This is a genomic window from Mesorhizobium metallidurans STM 2683 (assembly GCF_000350085.1).
Lineage (GTDB): Bacteria > Pseudomonadota > Alphaproteobacteria > Rhizobiales > Rhizobiaceae > Mesorhizobium > Mesorhizobium metallidurans.
The window spans coordinates 14,425-30,948 of the sequence record NZ_CAUM01000068.1; the positions used below are offsets into that span (position 1 = coordinate 14,425).

The window sequence follows — 16,524 nt, forward strand, 5'->3', positions numbered from 1 at the left end:
GGCCTTATGGCACTGTCCCTGCCGGCCATCATGAAGACGACGGCGGCGCGGCTTTCGGCGCTTTATCTCCTGCTTTTCGCGCTTTGCGCCGTTCTGCTCGTCTTCTACATGACCTCGCTGTCGGCGCGCATGCTGACGGCGCAGACGCAAGACACCATCAACGACGAAGTGCTAGGCCTTGCCCGGGCCTACCAGCGCGGCGGGCTGCCGGTGCTGGTGCGCGTGGTCGAGGCCCGATCGCGCCAGCCAGGCGCCAACCTCTACCTGATCGCCGACACCAACGGCCAGATCCTGACCGGCAATGTGCAGAGCCTGGAGCCGGGTGTGATCGAGACCGAAGGCTGGACGAAGGAACCGTTCTCCTATCGGCGCTTCGGCGAGGGCGAGCTTGAACGGCAGCGCAACCCGGTCTCCGACCAGAACGAGACGCAGTCCGGCGAAAACGAAGTGCAGGCGCAGGGCGAGAAGGGCCACAACGCCATTGCGCTGGTGCTGCGTCTGCCCAACCAGATGATCATGCTCGTCGGCCGCGACCTCGGCGAGCCGGAGCGCTTTCGCGCCGTCATCCGCCGCGCCCTGATGCTGGCGCTGGGCATGATGGGGCTTGGCGGGCTGCTGATCTGGTTCTTTGTCGGCCGCACGGCGCTGAAGCGCATCGACAGTGTGTCGGAGGCGAGCCGCCGCATCATGGGCGGCGATCTTTCCGGCCGGCTGCCGGTTACCGGCGCCGGCGACGAGTTCGACCGGCTCTCCGAAAATCTCAATTCCATGCTGGCCAGGATCGCCACGCTCAACGAGGGTCTGAAGCAGGTCTCCGACAACATCGCCCACGATCTGAAGACGCCGCTGACCCGGCTGCGCAACCGCGCCGAGGCAACGCTTTCCGGCAAGCACAGGACAACCGACTACCGGCAGGCGCTGGAAGGGACCATTACCGAGTCCGACCAGCTGATAAAGACCTTCAACGCCATCCTGATGATCTCCAGGCTGGAGGCAGGCTATTCCTCGGAAAGCACCAGCCGGGTCGACCTGGCGGCTGCCGTGCGCGATGTCGTCGAGCTCTACGAGCCGGTGGCGGAAGAAGCTGGCGTGACGCTGGAGAGTTCGGTCGAAGGCAGTTTTGCCGTCGACGGCAATCGCGAGCTGATCGGCCAGGCGCTGTCGAACATCGTCGACAATGCGATCAAATATTCGACCGATTCGACCGGCAAGCCCGGCGTGCGCGTGACATTGGAACGGGTTGGCGGCGAAATCAGGCTTACCGTCTCCGACAATGGCCAGGGCATTCCCGACGATGCCGACCGCGCACGGGTGACCGAACGTTTCGTGCGGCTGGAAAAAAGCCGCTCGCAGCCCGGGTCCGGTCTTGGCCTCAGCCTCGCCAAGGCAGTCATGACGTTCCACAACGGACGGCTTGATCTTCTGCCGGCAAATCCCGGATTGTCGGTCGTCATGAGTTTTCCCGGACGGGAGGAGCACTGATGGCGGCGAGGGCGGCTGCGAAACGGGTCGGGACCAACTGGCTTTTGCAGCCGGCGGCCAAGCTTGTCCCGCTGGATCCAAGCCGCGCCAGGCGGGAATTGTCGGAGATCGCTTCAGTCGCGCAGGAAGAGGAGTTTGCCAGGCTGGCGAAATTCCTCGCCGGAACGGGCGCCGTCCAGGATTTCCTATCTGCCGTATTCGACCTGTCGCCGTTCCTGCGCGATGCGGCGCGCCGGCGTCCCGGGATTCTCGATAAGCTTTTCGATGAAACGGTCGAGGCGCGGCTGGCATCGATCGGCGCCGCCATCGACAAGGCCGCGCGCACAGAAGCCGTGACCGAAAGCGGCCTGATGATGGAGCTGCGGCAATGGAAGGCGGAAGCGCATGTCCTGATCGCGCTCGCCGATCTTGCAGGCGAAGCCGAGACCGCTGTCACAGTGCGGCGGTTGAGCGATCTTGCCGACGCCTGCACCCGCGCTGCCGTCGATTTCCTGCTTCGCGATGCGCATGAGCAAGGCAAGCTCAAATTGCCCCATCCGGAACATCCTTCGCGGCAATCGGGCTGGATCCTGCTCGGCATGGGCAAGCTCGGCGCGCATGAATTGAACTTCTCGTCCGACATCGACCTCGTCGTCTTCTTCGACCCGGAGGCACCCGCCGTCACCGATCCGCTCGATGCGACGGAGCTGTTTTCGCGTCTGACCCGCCGGCTTGTCCGCATCCTTCAGGACCGCACCGAGCACGGCTATGTCTTCCGCACCGACCTCAGGCTGCGCCCCGACCCCGGTTCGACGCCGCTGGCGATCCCGGTCGACGCAGCACTTCGCTACTACGAGGCGCGCGGCCAGAACTGGGAACGCGCCGCCATGATCAAGGCGCGCCCGGTGGCCGGCGATATCGCGGCGGGCGACGCGTTCCTAAGGGAATTGCAGCCCTATGTCTGGCGCAAATACATGGACTATGCGGCGATCGCCGACGTCCATTCGATCAAGCGGCAGATCCACGCCCACAAGGGCCATGGCGAGATCGCGGTTAAAGGCCACAACGTCAAGCTCGGCCGCGGCGGCATTCGCGAGATCGAATTCTTCGCCCAGACGCAGCAGCTCATCGCCGGCGGCCGCTTCCCCGATCTGCGCGGCCGCGAGACCGTGCCGATGCTCGGCCAGCTTGCGGCGCGCGGCTGGATCACGGCCGACGCCCGCGACACGCTCGCCAGGCAATATTGGTTCCTGCGTCGTGTCGAGCATGCCATCCAGATGGTCGCCGACGAGCAGACCCATACGCTGCCGGAAGACGACGAGGGGCTGGAACGCATTGCCCGCATGCTGGGCTTTGCCGATGCGGCAGGTTTTTCCGAGGCGTTCCGTGCCGCGCTGCATCAGGTCGAACGCCACTACGCCGCACTGTTCGAAACCGCGCCCGAGCTTTCGGCCGGCGTCGGCAATCTGGTCTTTACCGGCGATGTCGACGATCCCGACACGCTGCAGACCTTGAGCGGCCTCGGCTTCCAGCGGCCGAGCGACATTTGCCGCGTCATTCGCGGCTGGCATTTCGGCCGATATCGCGTGACCCAGTCGGCCGAGGCTCGCGAGCGGCTGACGGAACTGGCGCCGGCTCTGCTCAAGGCATTCGGCCAGACGCGCCGGGCCGACGAGGCAGTAATCCGCTTCGACGAGTTTCTCGCCGGCCTGCCTGCCGGCATCCAGCTGTTCTCGCTGCTCCAATCCAATCCCGCTCTGCTCAAATTGATGGCGACGATCATGGGCGCGGCACCCCGGCTGGCCGCGATCATCACGCGGCGGCCGCATGTCTTCGACGGTCTGCTCGATCCGGCTCTGCTGACCGAATTGCCGGATCGCGCCTATCTGTCGGCGCGTCTGGCCGCCTTTATCGAAGGTGACCGGGCCTACGAGGATGTGCTCGACCGTTTGCGCATCTTTGCGTCGGAACAGAAATTCCTGATCGGGGTGCGGCTGCTGGCCGGTTCGATCGACCCGGCCCGCGCCGGCCGCGCCTTTTCCGATCTCGCCGATCTCACCATTGATGCGGCCTTGCAGGCGGTGATCGCCGAGTTTGCACTGCGTCATGGCCGCATAGCCGGCGGCACCGTTGCGCTGCTCGGCATGGGCAAGCTCGGCAGCCGCGAATTGACGGCCGGCTCCGATGTCGACCTCATCCTGCTCTACGATCACGACGCCGACGCCGAAGAGTCCGATGGCGACAAACCGCTGGCGCCTTCCCACTACTACTCCAGGATGACGCAGCGGCTGATATCGGCCGTGTCGGCACCGACGGCCGAGGGGGTTCTCTACGAGCTCGACCTTCGCCTGCGCCCCTCCGGCAACAAAGGGCCGGTGGCCACCCATGTCGACGCCTTCAAAAAGTATCAGCGCCAGGATGCCTGGACCTGGGAACACATGGCGCTGGCCAGGGCCCGTGCGATCGGCGGCGATCAGGCGCTATGCACGGAGGTCGAGACGGAAGTGACGGCAGTGCTTGCCCTGCCGCGCGATGCCGCCAAGGTGATGGCCGAGGCATTCGAGATGCGCGCGATGATCGAAAAGGAGAAGCCGCCGCGCGACCTCTGGGACATCAAGCTGGTCTCGGGCGGCCTCATCGATCTTGAATTCATTGCCCAGGTTGCGGTGATTGCCGGGCAGGTCGAAGCCGGCCGCAGAGCCACCGGGACAGCCGAAATCCTGTCGCGCCTGGCGCCGGATTTCGCTGAGACCCAGGTCAGGCGGGAGCTTTGCGACGCCTACGTTCTTTATCTGGCGCTGACCCAGATGATCAGGCTCTGCCTCACCGGTGCATTCGAACGCGATGACGTACCGCCGGGGCTTTCGGATCTGCTGCTGGCGGTCACCGACCTGCCGGATTTCGGTGTGCTGGAAGCACACCTCAAGGAGACGTCGCAAAAGGTCAGAAAGGATTTCGACCTTTTGCTTCGTGCGAAGCGGGCATGATGGCGTGGTGCCAGGTGACCGTTTCGGATCGCATCGGGGGTGACGATGCAACAGGAGAAGACCATGAGAAAGTCAACCAAACTCGCACTCGCTTTCGTGGCGCTCGCCGGCCCTGTCGGCACCACCGCCTATGCCGAAAACAATGCCGGTGCAAAAATGCGCGAGGGCATGATGCTGCGCCTCAACAAGGCGGTGAAGGATTCGGACGGCACCATCACATTCGACCAGTTCTCGGATGTCATGAATGCACGGCTGAAGAAGATGGTCGCCGACAATGGCGGCAAGCTGACCGTCGCCCAACTCGCCGACGCTTTGGAGAAGGAGCGCTTCGAGCAGATGGCCAAGCGCATCATCGCCCGCTACGACACCAAGGGCGACGGCATGCTGACGACCGACGACATCACCGGCCGCGAGAAGAAGAACTTTGCCATGCTCGACCGCAACAATGACGGCAAGATCGAGAAGAACGAACTGCCGAAGGGCGGGCGCATGGGCGGTCACCGTCAATGGGGTGGCGGCAACGGCAGCATGCAGTAGATCCGCGATAGCTCCGGCGGCGCAAGCCGCCGGAGACACGGGTTCATCTCAAGCCGCAGCCTTGACCGCCTGCGCCGCCTTCTTGATAGGAATGCGCACCGACACGATCGTGCCGACGCCTTCGGTGGAGCGGATTTTCAAGGCGCCGCCCTGAAGCTCGGCCAGCGAGCGCGAGATGGCGAGGCCAAGGCCGGAGCCTGTATGGCTCTTGGAAAACTGATTCTGCACCTGTTCGAACGGTCGCCCGAGCTTGCTCAGCGCCTCTTTCGGGATGCCGCAGCCATTGTCTTCGATCGTCAGCACCAGCGCGCCCGACATGTTGCGGGCTCTTACCGCGATGCGGCCGCCCTGGCCGGTGAACTTCACCGCATTCGACAGGAGGTTGATGACGATCTGCTTGATCGCCCGGCGATCGGCGAAGAGCGTCAGCGAATCGGGGATGCGTGTTTCGACGGCGATCGACTTTTCCGCCGCCTGCAGCGAGACGACGCGGACCGTCTCCCGGATCAGCGGGCAAAGATCGATCTCCTCCCGGTCCATCGAGAACTGACCGGCCTCGATCTTGGACATGTCGAGTATATCGTTGATGACGCCTAGCAGATACTTGCCGCTGCCGTTGATGTCGGTGGCATATTCCTCGTAGCGCGACGAACCGAGTGGCCCGAACAGGCCCTGTTCCATCAGCTCGGAAAAACCGATGATGGCGTTAAGCGGCGTGCGCAATTCATGCGACATGTTGGCCAGGAATTCGGATTTGGCCCGGTTCGCTGCCTCGGCGCGCTCGGTTTCCTTCATGTATTTGCGATTGAGCTCGACCAGTTCGCGCGACCGCTCTTCCTCCGCCCTGCGGGCGAGACTGAGATCATGGATCGTCGCCATCAGCCGGCGCTCGCTGTCGACCAGCTTCTCCTGGTGCAGCTTGATCTGGGTGATGTCGGAGCCGACCGAGACGATGCCGCCGTCCCGGGTCCTGAGTTCATTGACCTGCAGCCAGCGGCCGTCTGCAAGCTGCCGCTCGAAGGTCGCGCCGCCTTGCGCGCCGCTGGTGTTGGCAAGCCGCCGCTCCGAGGCGAAGGCCAGCATGCGATCTTCCAGAATGGCGCGCGGGGCGCCCGGCATGACATCGCGATCCGACAGGCCGTTGTCCTGCTGGTATTTGGAATTGCACATGATCAGCCGCTGGGCCGAATCCCAGAGCACGAAGGATTCGTTGATGTTCTCGATGGCTGTCCTGAGGCGCAGGTCAGCGGCCTCCGAGCGCAGCGCCAGATGTCGCTGCTCGGTGACGTCGACTGCGATGCCGATCAGCTGGATCTCCGGCGCCTCCGGATCGATGACCTGCGCCCTTGCGCGCATCCACACCCATTGTCCGTCGGCATGGCGCATCCGGAACACCTGGTCGATATGGTCGATCTCGCGCCCGACGATCCGATTGGCGAGCTCGAACAGGTCGCCGTCCTCGGGGTGGATGATCTCATCGACCTCGCCGAACGACAGCATCGTGTTGCAGGGCTCGTAGCCCAGCATGTCATACATCGAGCGCGACCAGTACATCTTGCCGCGCACCATGTCCCAGTCCCACAGGCCGCAGCGGCCGCGCACCAGCGCCATGTCGATGCGCTGATGCGCTTCGAGATAGATGCGGTCGGCGGCTTGCGCCCGCGCCGCCTGGCCGAAATAGGCATAGAGGATGATGATCAGCACGCCGGCAGTGAGCACGAACAGCGTCACATTGAGCGAGACGGTCTTGCGCCATGCGTCGAAGACCGCCCCCTGCGGCACGAGCACGGCCGCTGCATTCTTCCTGTTGGTTGCCAGGCTCACCGCCGCGAACCAGTCCTGCCCGCCGATGCTGACCTCCATCACGCCTGCGCGATCACCGAACATGAACAGCGGCTGGCCGCCAAGCACGAGGCTGTCGAGCGAGCGCCCCTGCCAGCCCGTCAACAGCGGCGACACGGCGATGATCTTGAAGGCGCCGTCGGTGATCGCAAGCACGTGGCTTCGGCCCATGGCGCCCTGGCGGCGGGTGTTTTCCAGGAGATCCTGGGCGGCTCCGGACGCAGCATCGGGGTCGGCCGAGATTGCGCTGGCCATCTGGCCTGCCGCCAGCGCCAGCACCGCCCTGGCGTCGCGCTCGACTTCGTCGCGATCGTTCATCAGCGACAGGAAGCGCAGGGCTGCGATGACGATCAGGAAGATGATGATGAGGGCCGGTATCGATCGACGCAGAAACGGCTCGGCCGCCAGCAGCCGCCGGTAAGCGGGTTCGGCGATGAACCGCGCATTGCCGGCGAGACCGTCGCGTCTCGCCTCACGCCGCTCAAAAGCCGTCCCTCCGGGCGCGCCCCACGCGTCCGCCTTCGCCATAAATGGCACTCCCCGATTTTGCCTATGCCGCTTGACGATCCGGCTACGCCGCACTTCCGAATCGTCAGTAAAGAATCAAAGGTGATTCGCCTTGTCCAGAGGCGCAGCGAAAAAAGATTAAAAATCGACTAAAATAGTGACTTTCAGGTCCAAAGCCGGGCGGCAAGCTTATGCCAGCGTCCGCTCGACGATGTCCCGCAGATCAGCCGACAGGTTCTCGGCATTGGCGATCGAAAGCAGCGCTTCCCTTGCCTTGGCCTGCCGGCCAGGTTCGAGCGAGCGCCATGATCTGAGCGCCGTCGCCAGCCTGGCGGCCACCTGCGGGTTGCGCTTTTCGACCTGCAGGACCGTCTCGGCGAAAAACCGGTAGCCTTCGCCGTCAGCTCTATGGAAGCCGGTCTGGTTGGCGCTGGCAAACGTGCCGATGAGCGAGCGCACCCGGTTCGGATTGGCCATCGAGAAGGCCGGATGGCCGGTCAGCACGCGCACCGCCTCGACGGTTCGCGGACCCGGCACGCTGGCCTGGATCTGGAACCATTTGTCCATCACCAGCGCATCGCGTGCGTATTTCGCTTCAAAGTCGGCCAGCGCCTTGACCGCCTCGGGCGAACCGCTGTGGCGCAGCGCAAGCACGGTCAACGCGGCGGCGCGGTCCGTCATGTTGGTCGCCGACTGGAAATGCCAGGCGGCAAGCGCGGCACCCTTCGGCAGCAGTGAGAGATAGTCGAGCAGGATGTTGCGCAACGCCCGCCGCCCGGCGCTGGCCGCGTCCGGGCTGAATGCATCCGTGTCGACCAGCCGATCGTAGAGTTCGGAAAACATCTCCCGGTTGGCTCCGGCGATCGCCCTCGCCAACGCCTCGCGGCCCTCAAAGATGGCGTCCGGGTCAATGTTCTTGCCTAGGTCGCGGGCAATATCGGCCTCGCCGGGCAGCGCCAGCGCCAGCGCACGGTAGGCAGGCTCCAGCGTCTCGTCGCCGGCAATCTTGCCGGCAAGCCCGGTCAGCCGCGCGGCGAAACCGGGCTGCTCGCCGCCGAGGATCTGCCGGAAGGCTGCAATCAGCGCATCGGTCAAAAGCGTGTTGAACGCCTGCCAGCGCGAAAAGGCGTCGCTGTCATGGCCGGCCAGGAAGAACTGGTCGTCGGCCTTCTGTTCGACCGAGAGCGTCACCGGCGCCGAGAAGCCGCGGTTCAGCGACAGCGACGGGCGCTCGGCAACGCCGGAAAAGCGCACCATGTGCCGGCGCTTGCGGATATGGATGACGCCGTTCTCGACGCTGGCGCCTTCGAAACCGCGATAGGCAACCGGCTTGCCGTCGACGCCGACCAGGCCGAAGGCCAGCGGAATATGCATCAGCCGCTTGCGGCTTTCCGACGGTGTCGGCGGCACCGACTGCTCGATCTCGAGCGTGAATTCGCCCGATGCCGGACTGTGCGTCGAACTGATCGTCAGATTGGGCGTGCCAGCCTGATGGTACCACAGCGAAAACTGCGACAGGTCGCGGCCGGAGACGTCCTCGAACACCTTGATGAAGTCCTCGATCGTCGCCGCGTGGCCGTCATGCCGCTCGAAATAGAGGTCCATGCCAGCCCGGAACGTCTCCGCGCCGACAATGGTGCGGATCATGCGCACCACTTCGGAGCCCTTTTCGTAGACCGTTGCCGTGTAGAAATTATTGATCTCGCGGTAGCGGCGCGGCCGCACCGGATGCGCGAGTGGTCCCTGGTCCTCGGGAAACTGATGCGCGCGCAGCGTGCGCACCTCAGCGATGCGTTTCACCGCCCGTGAGCGCTGGTCGGCGGAGAATTCATGATCACGGAAAACCGTCAGCCCTTCCTTCAGGCAGAGCTGGAACCAGTCGCGGCAAGTGATTCTGTTGCCAGTCCAATTGTGGAAATACTCATGCGCGATGATCGCCTCGATATTGGCGAAATCGGCGTCCGTCGCGGTCTCCTCATCGGCTAGCACATATTTGTCGTTGAAGATGTTGAGGCCCTTGTTCTCCATCGCGCCCATGTTGAAATCGGACACGGCGACGATGTTGAAGACGTCGAGGTCGTATTCGCGACCGAACGCCTCCTCGTCCCATCGCATCGACCGCTTCAGCGCATCCATGGCGTAGCCGGCAAGCTTCTCCTTGCCGGGCTCGACATAGATGCCGAGCTCGACCTCGCGGCCGGACATGGTGGTGAAACTGTCGGCGAGTTTGCCGAGAGCGCCCGCCACCAGCGCGAACAGATAGGACGGCTTGGGGAAAGGGTCGTGCCACACCGCATAGTGCCAGCCCTCGTCAAGATCGCCGCTGCCCGCCGGATTGCCGTTGGACAGAAGCAGCGGCGCCTCGTGCCGCGGCGCCTCGATGCGCACCGTGTAGACGGACAGAATATCGGGACGGTCGAGGAAATAGGTAATGCGGCGGAAACCCTCGGCCTCGCATTGGGTGCAATAGACGTTGCTGGAGCGATAGAGGCCCATCAGCGCTTCGTTGCGCGCCGGCGCCAGCTCGGTTTCGAGCACCAGTTGGAAGCGCGATGCCGCCAGTGGCTTGACGATCGTCAAAAGATCCGGCGTCGCCAGGAAATCCGCTGGCGCGAGGTCGCGGCCGTCGATGGCGACACGCAGAAGCGTCAGCCCGTCACCGTCCAGCACCAGCGGCGCTGACGCCGCTACACCGTCGCGGCGTTCGATCGTAAGCACGGCGGTAACGCGCGTGGCTTCTGGCGAGAGACGGAACGTCAGGCTGGTTTGCGGGATGAGATAGTCGTTGGGGCGATAGTCTTCGAGCCTGAAGACCTGGCCGGTATCGGTGCGCATTCCCTGGGGTTTCCTGTTCATTCCCGCAGCGGCGGATGGGTCCGCTGGTCCAAGAAATTTGAAGTCGGCGCTCTTTACACGAAACGGCCTCTCGACAAAACTGCAGCAATGTCTATTTCGGGCACTCGTTCCCCGATCATCTTCATCGCGAGGCATTCATGACTGTCGTCACACCGAAGTTCGGCATGGGCGCCACCGTGCCGCGTCGCGAGGATGCCGCTTTCATCAGGGAAGCAGAAGCGAAGTGACGCCCAAGCCGGGTGTGGAAGCGGCTGCCGCACGCCCTGATGATCATCCCGGTGGGCACTCCACGCTCACCGGGATCACGCTCAAGATACTGTCGGTGGCGGTTTTTGTCGGCATGTCGTCCTGCATCAAGGCCGCGGGCACACTGCCTGTCGGGCAGATCGCCTTCTTCCGCTCTTTTTTCGCCATCTTTCCGATCATCGCCTTCCTCGCCTTCAGGGGCAAACTCGGCACCGCCTTTTCGACGAAGCGTCCGTTCAACCATATTGCGCGCGGCGTTGTCGGCGTCTGCGCCATGGGGCTTGGCTTCTTCGCGCTGACGCGGCTGCCACTGCCGGAGGCTATCACGCTGAACTACGCGCAGCCGCTACTGGTGGTGGTGTTCAGTTCGATCTTTCTCGGCGAAACCATCCGCGTCTACCGCTGGAGCGCGGTCGCGGTCGGCCTGATCGGCGTGCTGATCATCTCGTGGCCGCAACTGACGCTGCTGCGCTCGGGTGCCGCTCTCGGCGACCAGGAAGTGCTGGGCGTCATCGCCGCCCTTGTCGCCGCGGCGATTTCGGCCAACGCCATCCTGCTGGTGCGCAATCTCGTCCAGACGGAAAAAACGGCGACCATCGTGCTGTGGTTCTCGGCGACGGCAAGCGTCATGGCGCTGATGACGCTGCCCTTCGGCTGGCAGGCGCTGACCCCGGTGCAGGCCGGTCTGTTGATTGCATCAGGCTTTTGCGGCGGGCTTGCCCAGATCCTGATGACGGCGGCCTACCGCCATGCCGAGGCCTCGGTCGTGGCGCCCTTCGAATACACATCGATGATCCTGGGTGTCATCGTCGGCTATCTGGTCTTCGGTGACGTTCCTACCGTTCATATGCTCGTCGGCGGCGTGATCGTCGTCGCGGCCGGTATCTTCGTCATCTGGCGCGAGCGCCAGCTCGGCCTCGAACGCACCCGCACCCGCAAGGCCGCTCCACCGCAGGGGTAATCAGGACGACTGCGCCCGCTCTTTCGCCAACCGCACCAGCGCCGTTCGCGTCTGTTCATCGGCGGGGAAAAAAGATTCGATCGCCAGTTCCGACAGCGTCACGTCAAGCGGCGTGCCGAACACGGTGATGGTGCTGATGAACGACAGCACCGCGTTGCCATGGGCAAGCCGCAGCGGATGCACGATCGCGTTCGGCTCGACCGGCGCCGGCCGGCCGCTTTTCAGGCCGGAGGGGTAGGTCCGCAGCTCTCGCTCCAACTCGACCAGCACCGGGTCGCCGCTGGCGTCGTTCTGGTGTTTGAGCCGGTCGAGCAGATGCGCGCGCCATTCCGCGAGATTGACGATGCGTGGCGCGACGCCTCCCGGATGCAGGCTGAGCCGAAGCACATTGACCGGCCGCGTCATTAGGGAAGCCTCGGCTACATTGGCAAGGAACGGTCCGATGGCGGCATTGGCTGCAACCAGATTCCAGTGCCGGTCGACTGCAAGCGCCGGGAAGGGCTCGTGCCCCTTGAGCACGATCTCGACGGCTGCCATCGCCGGCGCGAGCGTGGCATCGGTCAGCGGTCGTTCGCTGAAACGCGGCGCAAAGCCCGCGGCCAGCAGCAGCTGGTTGCGCTGCCTGAGCGGGATCGACAACTGCTCGGCCAGATGCAGCACCATGTCGCGCGACGGTGCCGCGCGGCCGCTTTCAACGAAGCTCAGATGCCGCTGCGAGATCTCGGCTTCAGTGGCGAGATCGAGCTGGCTCATGCGCCGGCGGGTACGCCATTCGCGGATGAGGCTGCCGGCGGAAGTCTGCGCTGTTGTCATGATAGGATGAGTAGGGCGGTGGGAGATGTATTTCAATTACCTGGGAGATCAACCCAGCGCCCGCAATTTCGCTTTCACCTCAAGAAAATCCCGCCACGCCAGTTTCTTGTGCGCCGGGGTTCTCAGGAGATAGGCCGGGTGCAGGGTCGGCATGGCTGGAATGGCCGTCCCCGAGGCCGTCATGTGGACGCGCCAATTGCCGCGCAGGCGCAATATGCCTTCGGTCGTATTGAGCAAGGTCTTGGCCGAGGGGCCGCCGAGATTGACCAGAACCCTGGGATTGACCAGCTCGATCTGCCGTTCGATGAACGGCCGGCAGATCTCGGTCTCGTGCGGTGTCGGCGTGCGGTTGCCGGGCGGCCGCCAGGGGATGACATTGGCGATATAGACGGAGGTGCGGTCGAGGCCGATCGCGGCCAGCATACGGTCGAGCAACCGGCCCGAACGGCCGACGAAGGGCAGGCCCTCGATATCCTCGTCGCGGCCGGGCGCCTCGCCGACCAGCATCACGGAAGCTTCCGGATTGCCGTCGGCAAACACCAGGTTCTTGGCGGTGAATTTGAGGTTGCAGCCGTCGAATCCCGCCATGCGCTGGCGAAGCTCGTCGAGGCTCGATGCGGTCGCCGCCAGTTGCCGTGCCAGTGCGGCCTGCGCCTCGTCGGGCACCGTCGCGGTGGCCGACGACACGCGCGCCGGTGGCGCGTCCGGCAACCGGCTCATGTCGGGGCGCGGTTGTTGGGCAGGAGGCCTTGGCGCCGGGGTTTCGCGGGCAGGCGCCGTCGCCTCCGGCCTCGGCGGCTTCGGTGTCATCTCGGCAAACCGGTTCACCGGTGCCTCTTCGAGCGCTTCATCGACACCGGCGCTGGCATAGAAGGCCAGCAGGTCGGCGATGTCGTTTGGGTTGTTGGGGAACGCGGCAGTCATACCATCACATTCGGCCGCCGGATGGTAATTTGCAAGTTGGCTTTAGCCGGTCGGTATGCGCGGATCCTGCACCAGATAGAACGTCCAGCGCGGCGTATAGTCGGTGATCAGGAATTCGAAGCGGCCCGTCTTCAGCGGGTCGATCTTGCCGTTTTTGAACAGCAACCTGTCATAAGGTTCGAAATCGCGGTCGAAATCGGCGAAGCTGCTCGACAGAATGTTGTCCGGCGTTTTGTTGCGCTGGTCGAACGACAGGCCATCACCAAACACACTTGGCTGGTCGAGGATCTCCTGGAGTTCGAACTGGAATTCGACCCACGCCTGACCGCTGTTGTTGAGCACGTCCATGCGCATATACATCAGGCCGTTAGCGAATTCGCCGGCGGTGCCGAACGGCTGGATCGGCTTGGTCGTGCGAATGGTCAGCGTCACCGGCGTTGCCGAATTCATCTCCTCGGTGATGACAATCGGGTCGTCCTTGGTTCCAATGCCGGAAGTCCTAGTGATGCGGAAGCCGCCCAGCTCATCGGAAAAGGAATAGGCGCCGGCCGCCCAGACCTTTTGCTCATCCGCATACGCATTGGCTGACGCCAGCGGCGAAAGGGCCAAAAGGAGCGCCCGACAAATCCGGCCGGGCGAGGAAAAGAAGCGCGTCGATGAAAAGCCTGAAGGCTCAGGAATGCGCATGGCGCCAAGTATGGCCGATAAACAAGCCGTCGAACAATTAAAAAACGTCAGCGCAGTGCTCTGGGGCGACGCATACATTATGGATTGATGTTTGCGCCGCTCTAAAATAGGTGCAGCGGCGGGCAAATCGCTATTGTCACGTCAGCGCCGGTTTCGCGTCGCGAATTGATGCGCTATGCAGCGCGGGAGCCAGCAAGATGCGCAAATGCGCTCGCATGACCCAAAAAGTGAAATCACTTTTTGGAAAGGATCATGCGAAAATAAAAGTTGCCAGAGTGTCCTTTGCGCGTCCAATGGGCGCGCGGCACTCTGGGCAGTGAGGGGTTGATGAGCGATATCGAACGCGAAAGCATGGAATTCGACGTGGTCATCGTCGGCGCCGGTCCGGCCGGGCTCGCCGCCGCGATCCGGCTCAAGCAGGTCAATCCAGAGCTTTCCGTCGTCGTCCTGGAAAAGGGCGGCGAAGTCGGCGCCCACATCCTGTCCGGCGCCGTCGTCGATCCGATCGGCATCGATCGCCTGTTGCCGGGCTGGCGCGAGGAAGAGGGCCATCCCTTCAAGACGCCGGTGACGGCGGATCATTTCCTGGTGCTTGGTCCCGCCGGCTCGTTCCGACTGCCCAACATTCTGATGCCGCCGCTGATGAACAACCACGGCAATTACATCGTCTCGCTCGGCAATGTCTGCCGTTGGCTGGCGACCAAGGCCGAGGCGCTGGGGGTCGAGATCTATCCGGGCTTTGCGGCCGCCGGCCTGCTCTACAATGATGAAGGCGCTGTCACCGGCGTCGTCACCGGCGACATGGGCGTCGAGAAGGACGGCACGCACGGTCCCGGCTTCGCCCCGGGCATGGCGCTGATGGGCAAGTATGTGCTGATCGGCGAGGGCGCGCGCGGCTCGCTGGCCAAGCAATTGATCGCTAAATACAAACTTGCCGACGGCCGCGAGCCCGCCAAATTCGGCATCGGCCTCAAGGAACTGTGGCAGGTCAAGCCGGAGAACCACCGGCCGGGCCTGGTGCAGCATTCCTTCGGCTGGCCGCTCGACATGAAGACCGGCGGCGGCTCCTTCCTCTATCATCTGGAAGACAATCAGGTAGCGGTCGGTTTCGTCGTCCACCTCAACTACAAGAACCCCTATCTGTCGCCCTTCGAGGAATTCCAGCGCTTCAAGACCCATCCGGCGATCGCTGGCACCTTCGAGCGCGCCAAGCGGTTGGGCTACGGCGCCCGCGCCATCACCGAGGGCGGCTGGCAGTCGGTGCCGAAACTGTCCTTCCCCGGCGGCGTGCTGATGGGCTGCGCGGCGGGCCTCGTCAACGTGCCGCGCATCAAGGGCTCGCACAATGCCGTGCTCTCCGGAATGCTTGCGGCCGAGCACGTCAGCGACGCGATTGCCGCCGGCCGCGCCAATGACGAACTGGCCTCCTACGAGGCAGCCTGGCGGGCGACCGACATCGGCAAGGATTTGAAGAAGGTGCGCAACGTCAAGCCGCTTTGGTCGCGCTTCGGCACCATAGTCGGCGTCGGCATCGGTGGACTCGACATGTGGCTGAACACGCTGTTCGGCTTCTCGCCCTTCGGTACGCTGAAGCACGGCAAGGCCGATTATGCGACGCTGGAGCCTGCCGCCAAGCACGAGAAGATCGCCTACCCGAAGCCCGACGGCGTATTGACCTTCGACCGTCTGTCCTCGGTGTTCCTGTCCAACACCAACCACGAGGAAAACGAGCCTGTCCACCTGCTGGTCGCCGACATGGAGCTTCAGAAGCGTTCCGAGCACGACGTCTTTGCCGGACCTTCGACGCGCTACTGCCCGGCCGGCGTCTACGAATGGGTCGACAAGGACGGCAACGCGGCCGCCGACCCTGCGGCCAAGGATGTGCGCTTCGTCATCAACGCGCAGAACTGCGTCCACTGCAAGACGTGCGACATCAAGGACCCGAACCGGAACATCAACTGGGTGCCGCCACAAGGCGGAGAGGGGCCAGTGTATCAAGGCATGTAGTCGGCCAGGTTATATCGGCCCGGGGCCGTTGAAACAGCGGCGTGCCTGTGTTTCCCTGATCTTCCTATACGGAGAGATGACCATGCGCCTGGCGGTTCTGACGTGCCTTGTGGCGATCGGCGCCTTGGGCGGCTTCGCGCCGGCGGCGTCGGCCGGCCCCAAGGTGCTGGTCAAGACGCGGACCTACGACATATCGGGGACTACGGGCGCGGGCCTAGTCGTGGCCATGGACCGCAAGGGGCCGAAGCATGGCTTGACGACGCACGCCATCGCGCTGACCGCCTACACCGTTGATTGGGATCTTGACGTCAGCAGGGGCAATGGCGTCTGCCGGGTACGGCAGGCCGACGGAACACTCGATCTGACCTACACCTTCCCCCGCATGGCCGCGACCGCCACACCGGCGCTGCAGAAGCGTTGGAAGCGGTTTTTCGCCGGCGTGCGTACGCATGAGCATACCCATGGCCGCATCGCCACGACAATGATGCGGGTTACAGAGAAGTCGATCGCGGGCCTGGAATTCGCAGATAACTGGTTTTGCACCAGGACACACCGCGAGGCGAGACGCCGGATCAGGGCTATCTATGCCGAATACGAGGCGAAGCAGAACGCCTTCGACGCGCGCGAGCATCGCGACGGCGGCCATGTCGAGCATCTTGTCGATGCCTTGATGGGCAAGCGTTAGGACAGTCGTCA

At 63.8% G+C, this 16,524-nt stretch carries 11 protein-coding genes; 6 read left to right on the forward strand and 5 right to left on the reverse strand.

Annotated elements, in window-relative coordinates:
- The first annotated feature begins 6 nt into the window (after window positions 1–6).
- From MESS2_RS12210 to MESS2_RS12220, 3 genes are all read left to right on the forward strand, one after another.
- A complete protein-coding gene (locus MESS2_RS12210) occupies window positions 7–1,482 on the forward strand; it encodes a sensor histidine kinase (protein ID WP_008874546.1) in 1,476 nt (491 codons plus the stop codon).
- Window positions 1,482–4,448: a bifunctional [glutamine synthetase] adenylyltransferase/[glutamine synthetase]-adenylyl-L-tyrosine phosphorylase gene (locus tag MESS2_RS12215; RefSeq protein ID WP_008874547.1), complete on the forward strand. Its 2,967-nt coding sequence runs from the start codon at window positions 1,482–1,484 to the stop codon at window positions 4,446–4,448. Before MESS2_RS12210 ends, MESS2_RS12215 begins: the two co-directional genes overlap by 1 nt.
- Window positions 4,449–4,511: 63 nt before the next feature.
- Window positions 4,512–4,985 (forward strand): EF-hand domain-containing protein, encoded by a 474-nt coding sequence (locus tag MESS2_RS12220; RefSeq protein ID WP_008874548.1) that lies wholly within the window; start codon window positions 4,512–4,514, stop codon window positions 4,983–4,985.
- A gap of 48 nt (window positions 4,986–5,033) precedes the next feature.
- Here MESS2_RS12220 and MESS2_RS12225 read toward each other — a convergent pair whose 3' ends face one another.
- Both MESS2_RS12225 and pepN read right to left on the reverse strand, forming a co-directional pair.
- Window positions 5,034–7,355: a PAS domain-containing sensor histidine kinase gene (locus tag MESS2_RS12225; RefSeq protein ID WP_008874549.1), complete on the reverse strand. Its 2,322-nt coding sequence runs from the start codon at window positions 7,353–7,355 to the stop codon at window positions 5,034–5,036.
- A gap of 168 nt (window positions 7,356–7,523) precedes the next feature.
- Window positions 7,524–10,169, reverse strand: a complete 2,646-nt coding sequence (pepN, locus tag MESS2_RS12230; RefSeq protein ID WP_008874550.1) for an aminopeptidase N — start codon at window positions 10,167–10,169, stop codon at window positions 7,524–7,526.
- A gap of 244 nt (window positions 10,170–10,413) precedes the next feature.
- Here pepN and MESS2_RS12235 point away from each other — a divergent pair, with 244 nt between their 5' ends.
- The gene (locus MESS2_RS12235; protein WP_008874551.1) at window positions 10,414–11,397 is read left to right on the forward strand and encodes a DMT family transporter; all 984 of its coding nucleotides are present in this window, start codon (window positions 10,414–10,416) and stop codon (window positions 11,395–11,397) included.
- Here MESS2_RS12235 and MESS2_RS12240 read toward each other — a convergent pair whose 3' ends face one another.
- From MESS2_RS12240 to MESS2_RS12250, 3 genes are read right to left on the reverse strand one after another with little or no spacing between them, the layout of a single operon-like run.
- Window positions 11,398–12,210, reverse strand: coding sequence for a helix-turn-helix domain-containing protein (locus MESS2_RS12240; RefSeq protein ID WP_008874552.1), 813 nt, complete (start codon window positions 12,208–12,210; stop codon window positions 11,398–11,400).
- A gap of 48 nt (window positions 12,211–12,258) precedes the next feature.
- The gene (locus tag MESS2_RS12245) at window positions 12,259–13,134 is read right to left on the reverse strand and encodes a uracil-DNA glycosylase (RefSeq protein WP_008874553.1); all 876 of its coding nucleotides are present in this window, start codon (window positions 13,132–13,134) and stop codon (window positions 12,259–12,261) included.
- A 42-nt stretch (window positions 13,135–13,176) separates the two neighbouring features.
- The gene (locus tag MESS2_RS12250; RefSeq protein WP_083918481.1) at window positions 13,177–13,821 is read right to left on the reverse strand and encodes a hypothetical protein; all 645 of its coding nucleotides are present in this window, start codon (window positions 13,819–13,821) and stop codon (window positions 13,177–13,179) included.
- Window positions 13,822–14,148: 327 nt separating this feature from the next.
- Here MESS2_RS12250 and MESS2_RS12255 point away from each other — a divergent pair, with 327 nt between their 5' ends.
- Together MESS2_RS12255 and MESS2_RS12260 are read left to right on the forward strand one after the other, a co-directional pair.
- The gene (locus MESS2_RS12255; protein WP_008874555.1) at window positions 14,149–15,828 is read left to right on the forward strand and encodes an electron transfer flavoprotein-ubiquinone oxidoreductase; all 1,680 of its coding nucleotides are present in this window, start codon (window positions 14,149–14,151) and stop codon (window positions 15,826–15,828) included.
- Window positions 15,829–15,910: 82 nt separating this feature from the next.
- The gene (locus MESS2_RS12260) at window positions 15,911–16,513 is read left to right on the forward strand and encodes a DUF922 domain-containing protein (protein ID WP_008874556.1); all 603 of its coding nucleotides are present in this window, start codon (window positions 15,911–15,913) and stop codon (window positions 16,511–16,513) included.
- Window positions 16,514–16,524 lie beyond the last annotated feature (11 nt).

Coding starts and splice junctions, on each gene's coding strand:
- MESS2_RS12225 (WP_008874549.1), bottom strand. CDS start 7,355: ATGGCGAAGGCGGACGCGTGGGGCGCGCCCGGAGGGACGGCTTTTGAG.
- MESS2_RS12220 (WP_008874548.1), top strand. CDS start 4,512: ATGAGAAAGTCAACCAAACTCGCACTCGCTTTCGTGGCGCTCGCCGGC.
- MESS2_RS12255 (WP_008874555.1), top strand. CDS start 14,149: ATGAGCGATATCGAACGCGAAAGCATGGAATTCGACGTGGTCATCGTC.
- pepN (WP_008874550.1), bottom strand. CDS start 10,169: ATGCGCACCGATACCGGCCAGGTCTTCAGGCTCGAAGACTATCGCCCC.
- MESS2_RS12215 (WP_008874547.1), top strand. CDS start 1,482: ATGGCGGCGAGGGCGGCTGCGAAACGGGTCGGGACCAACTGGCTTTTG.
- MESS2_RS12245 (WP_008874553.1), bottom strand. CDS start 13,134: ATGACTGCCGCGTTCCCCAACAACCCAAACGACATCGCCGACCTGCTG.
- MESS2_RS12210 (WP_008874546.1), top strand. CDS start 7: ATGGCACTGTCCCTGCCGGCCATCATGAAGACGACGGCGGCGCGGCTT.
- MESS2_RS12250 (WP_083918481.1), bottom strand. CDS start 13,821: ATGCGCATTCCTGAGCCTTCAGGCTTTTCATCGACGCGCTTCTTTTCC.
- MESS2_RS12240 (WP_008874552.1), bottom strand. CDS start 12,210: ATGACAACAGCGCAGACTTCCGCCGGCAGCCTCATCCGCGAATGGCGT.
- MESS2_RS12260 (WP_008874556.1), top strand. CDS start 15,911: ATGCGCCTGGCGGTTCTGACGTGCCTTGTGGCGATCGGCGCCTTGGGC.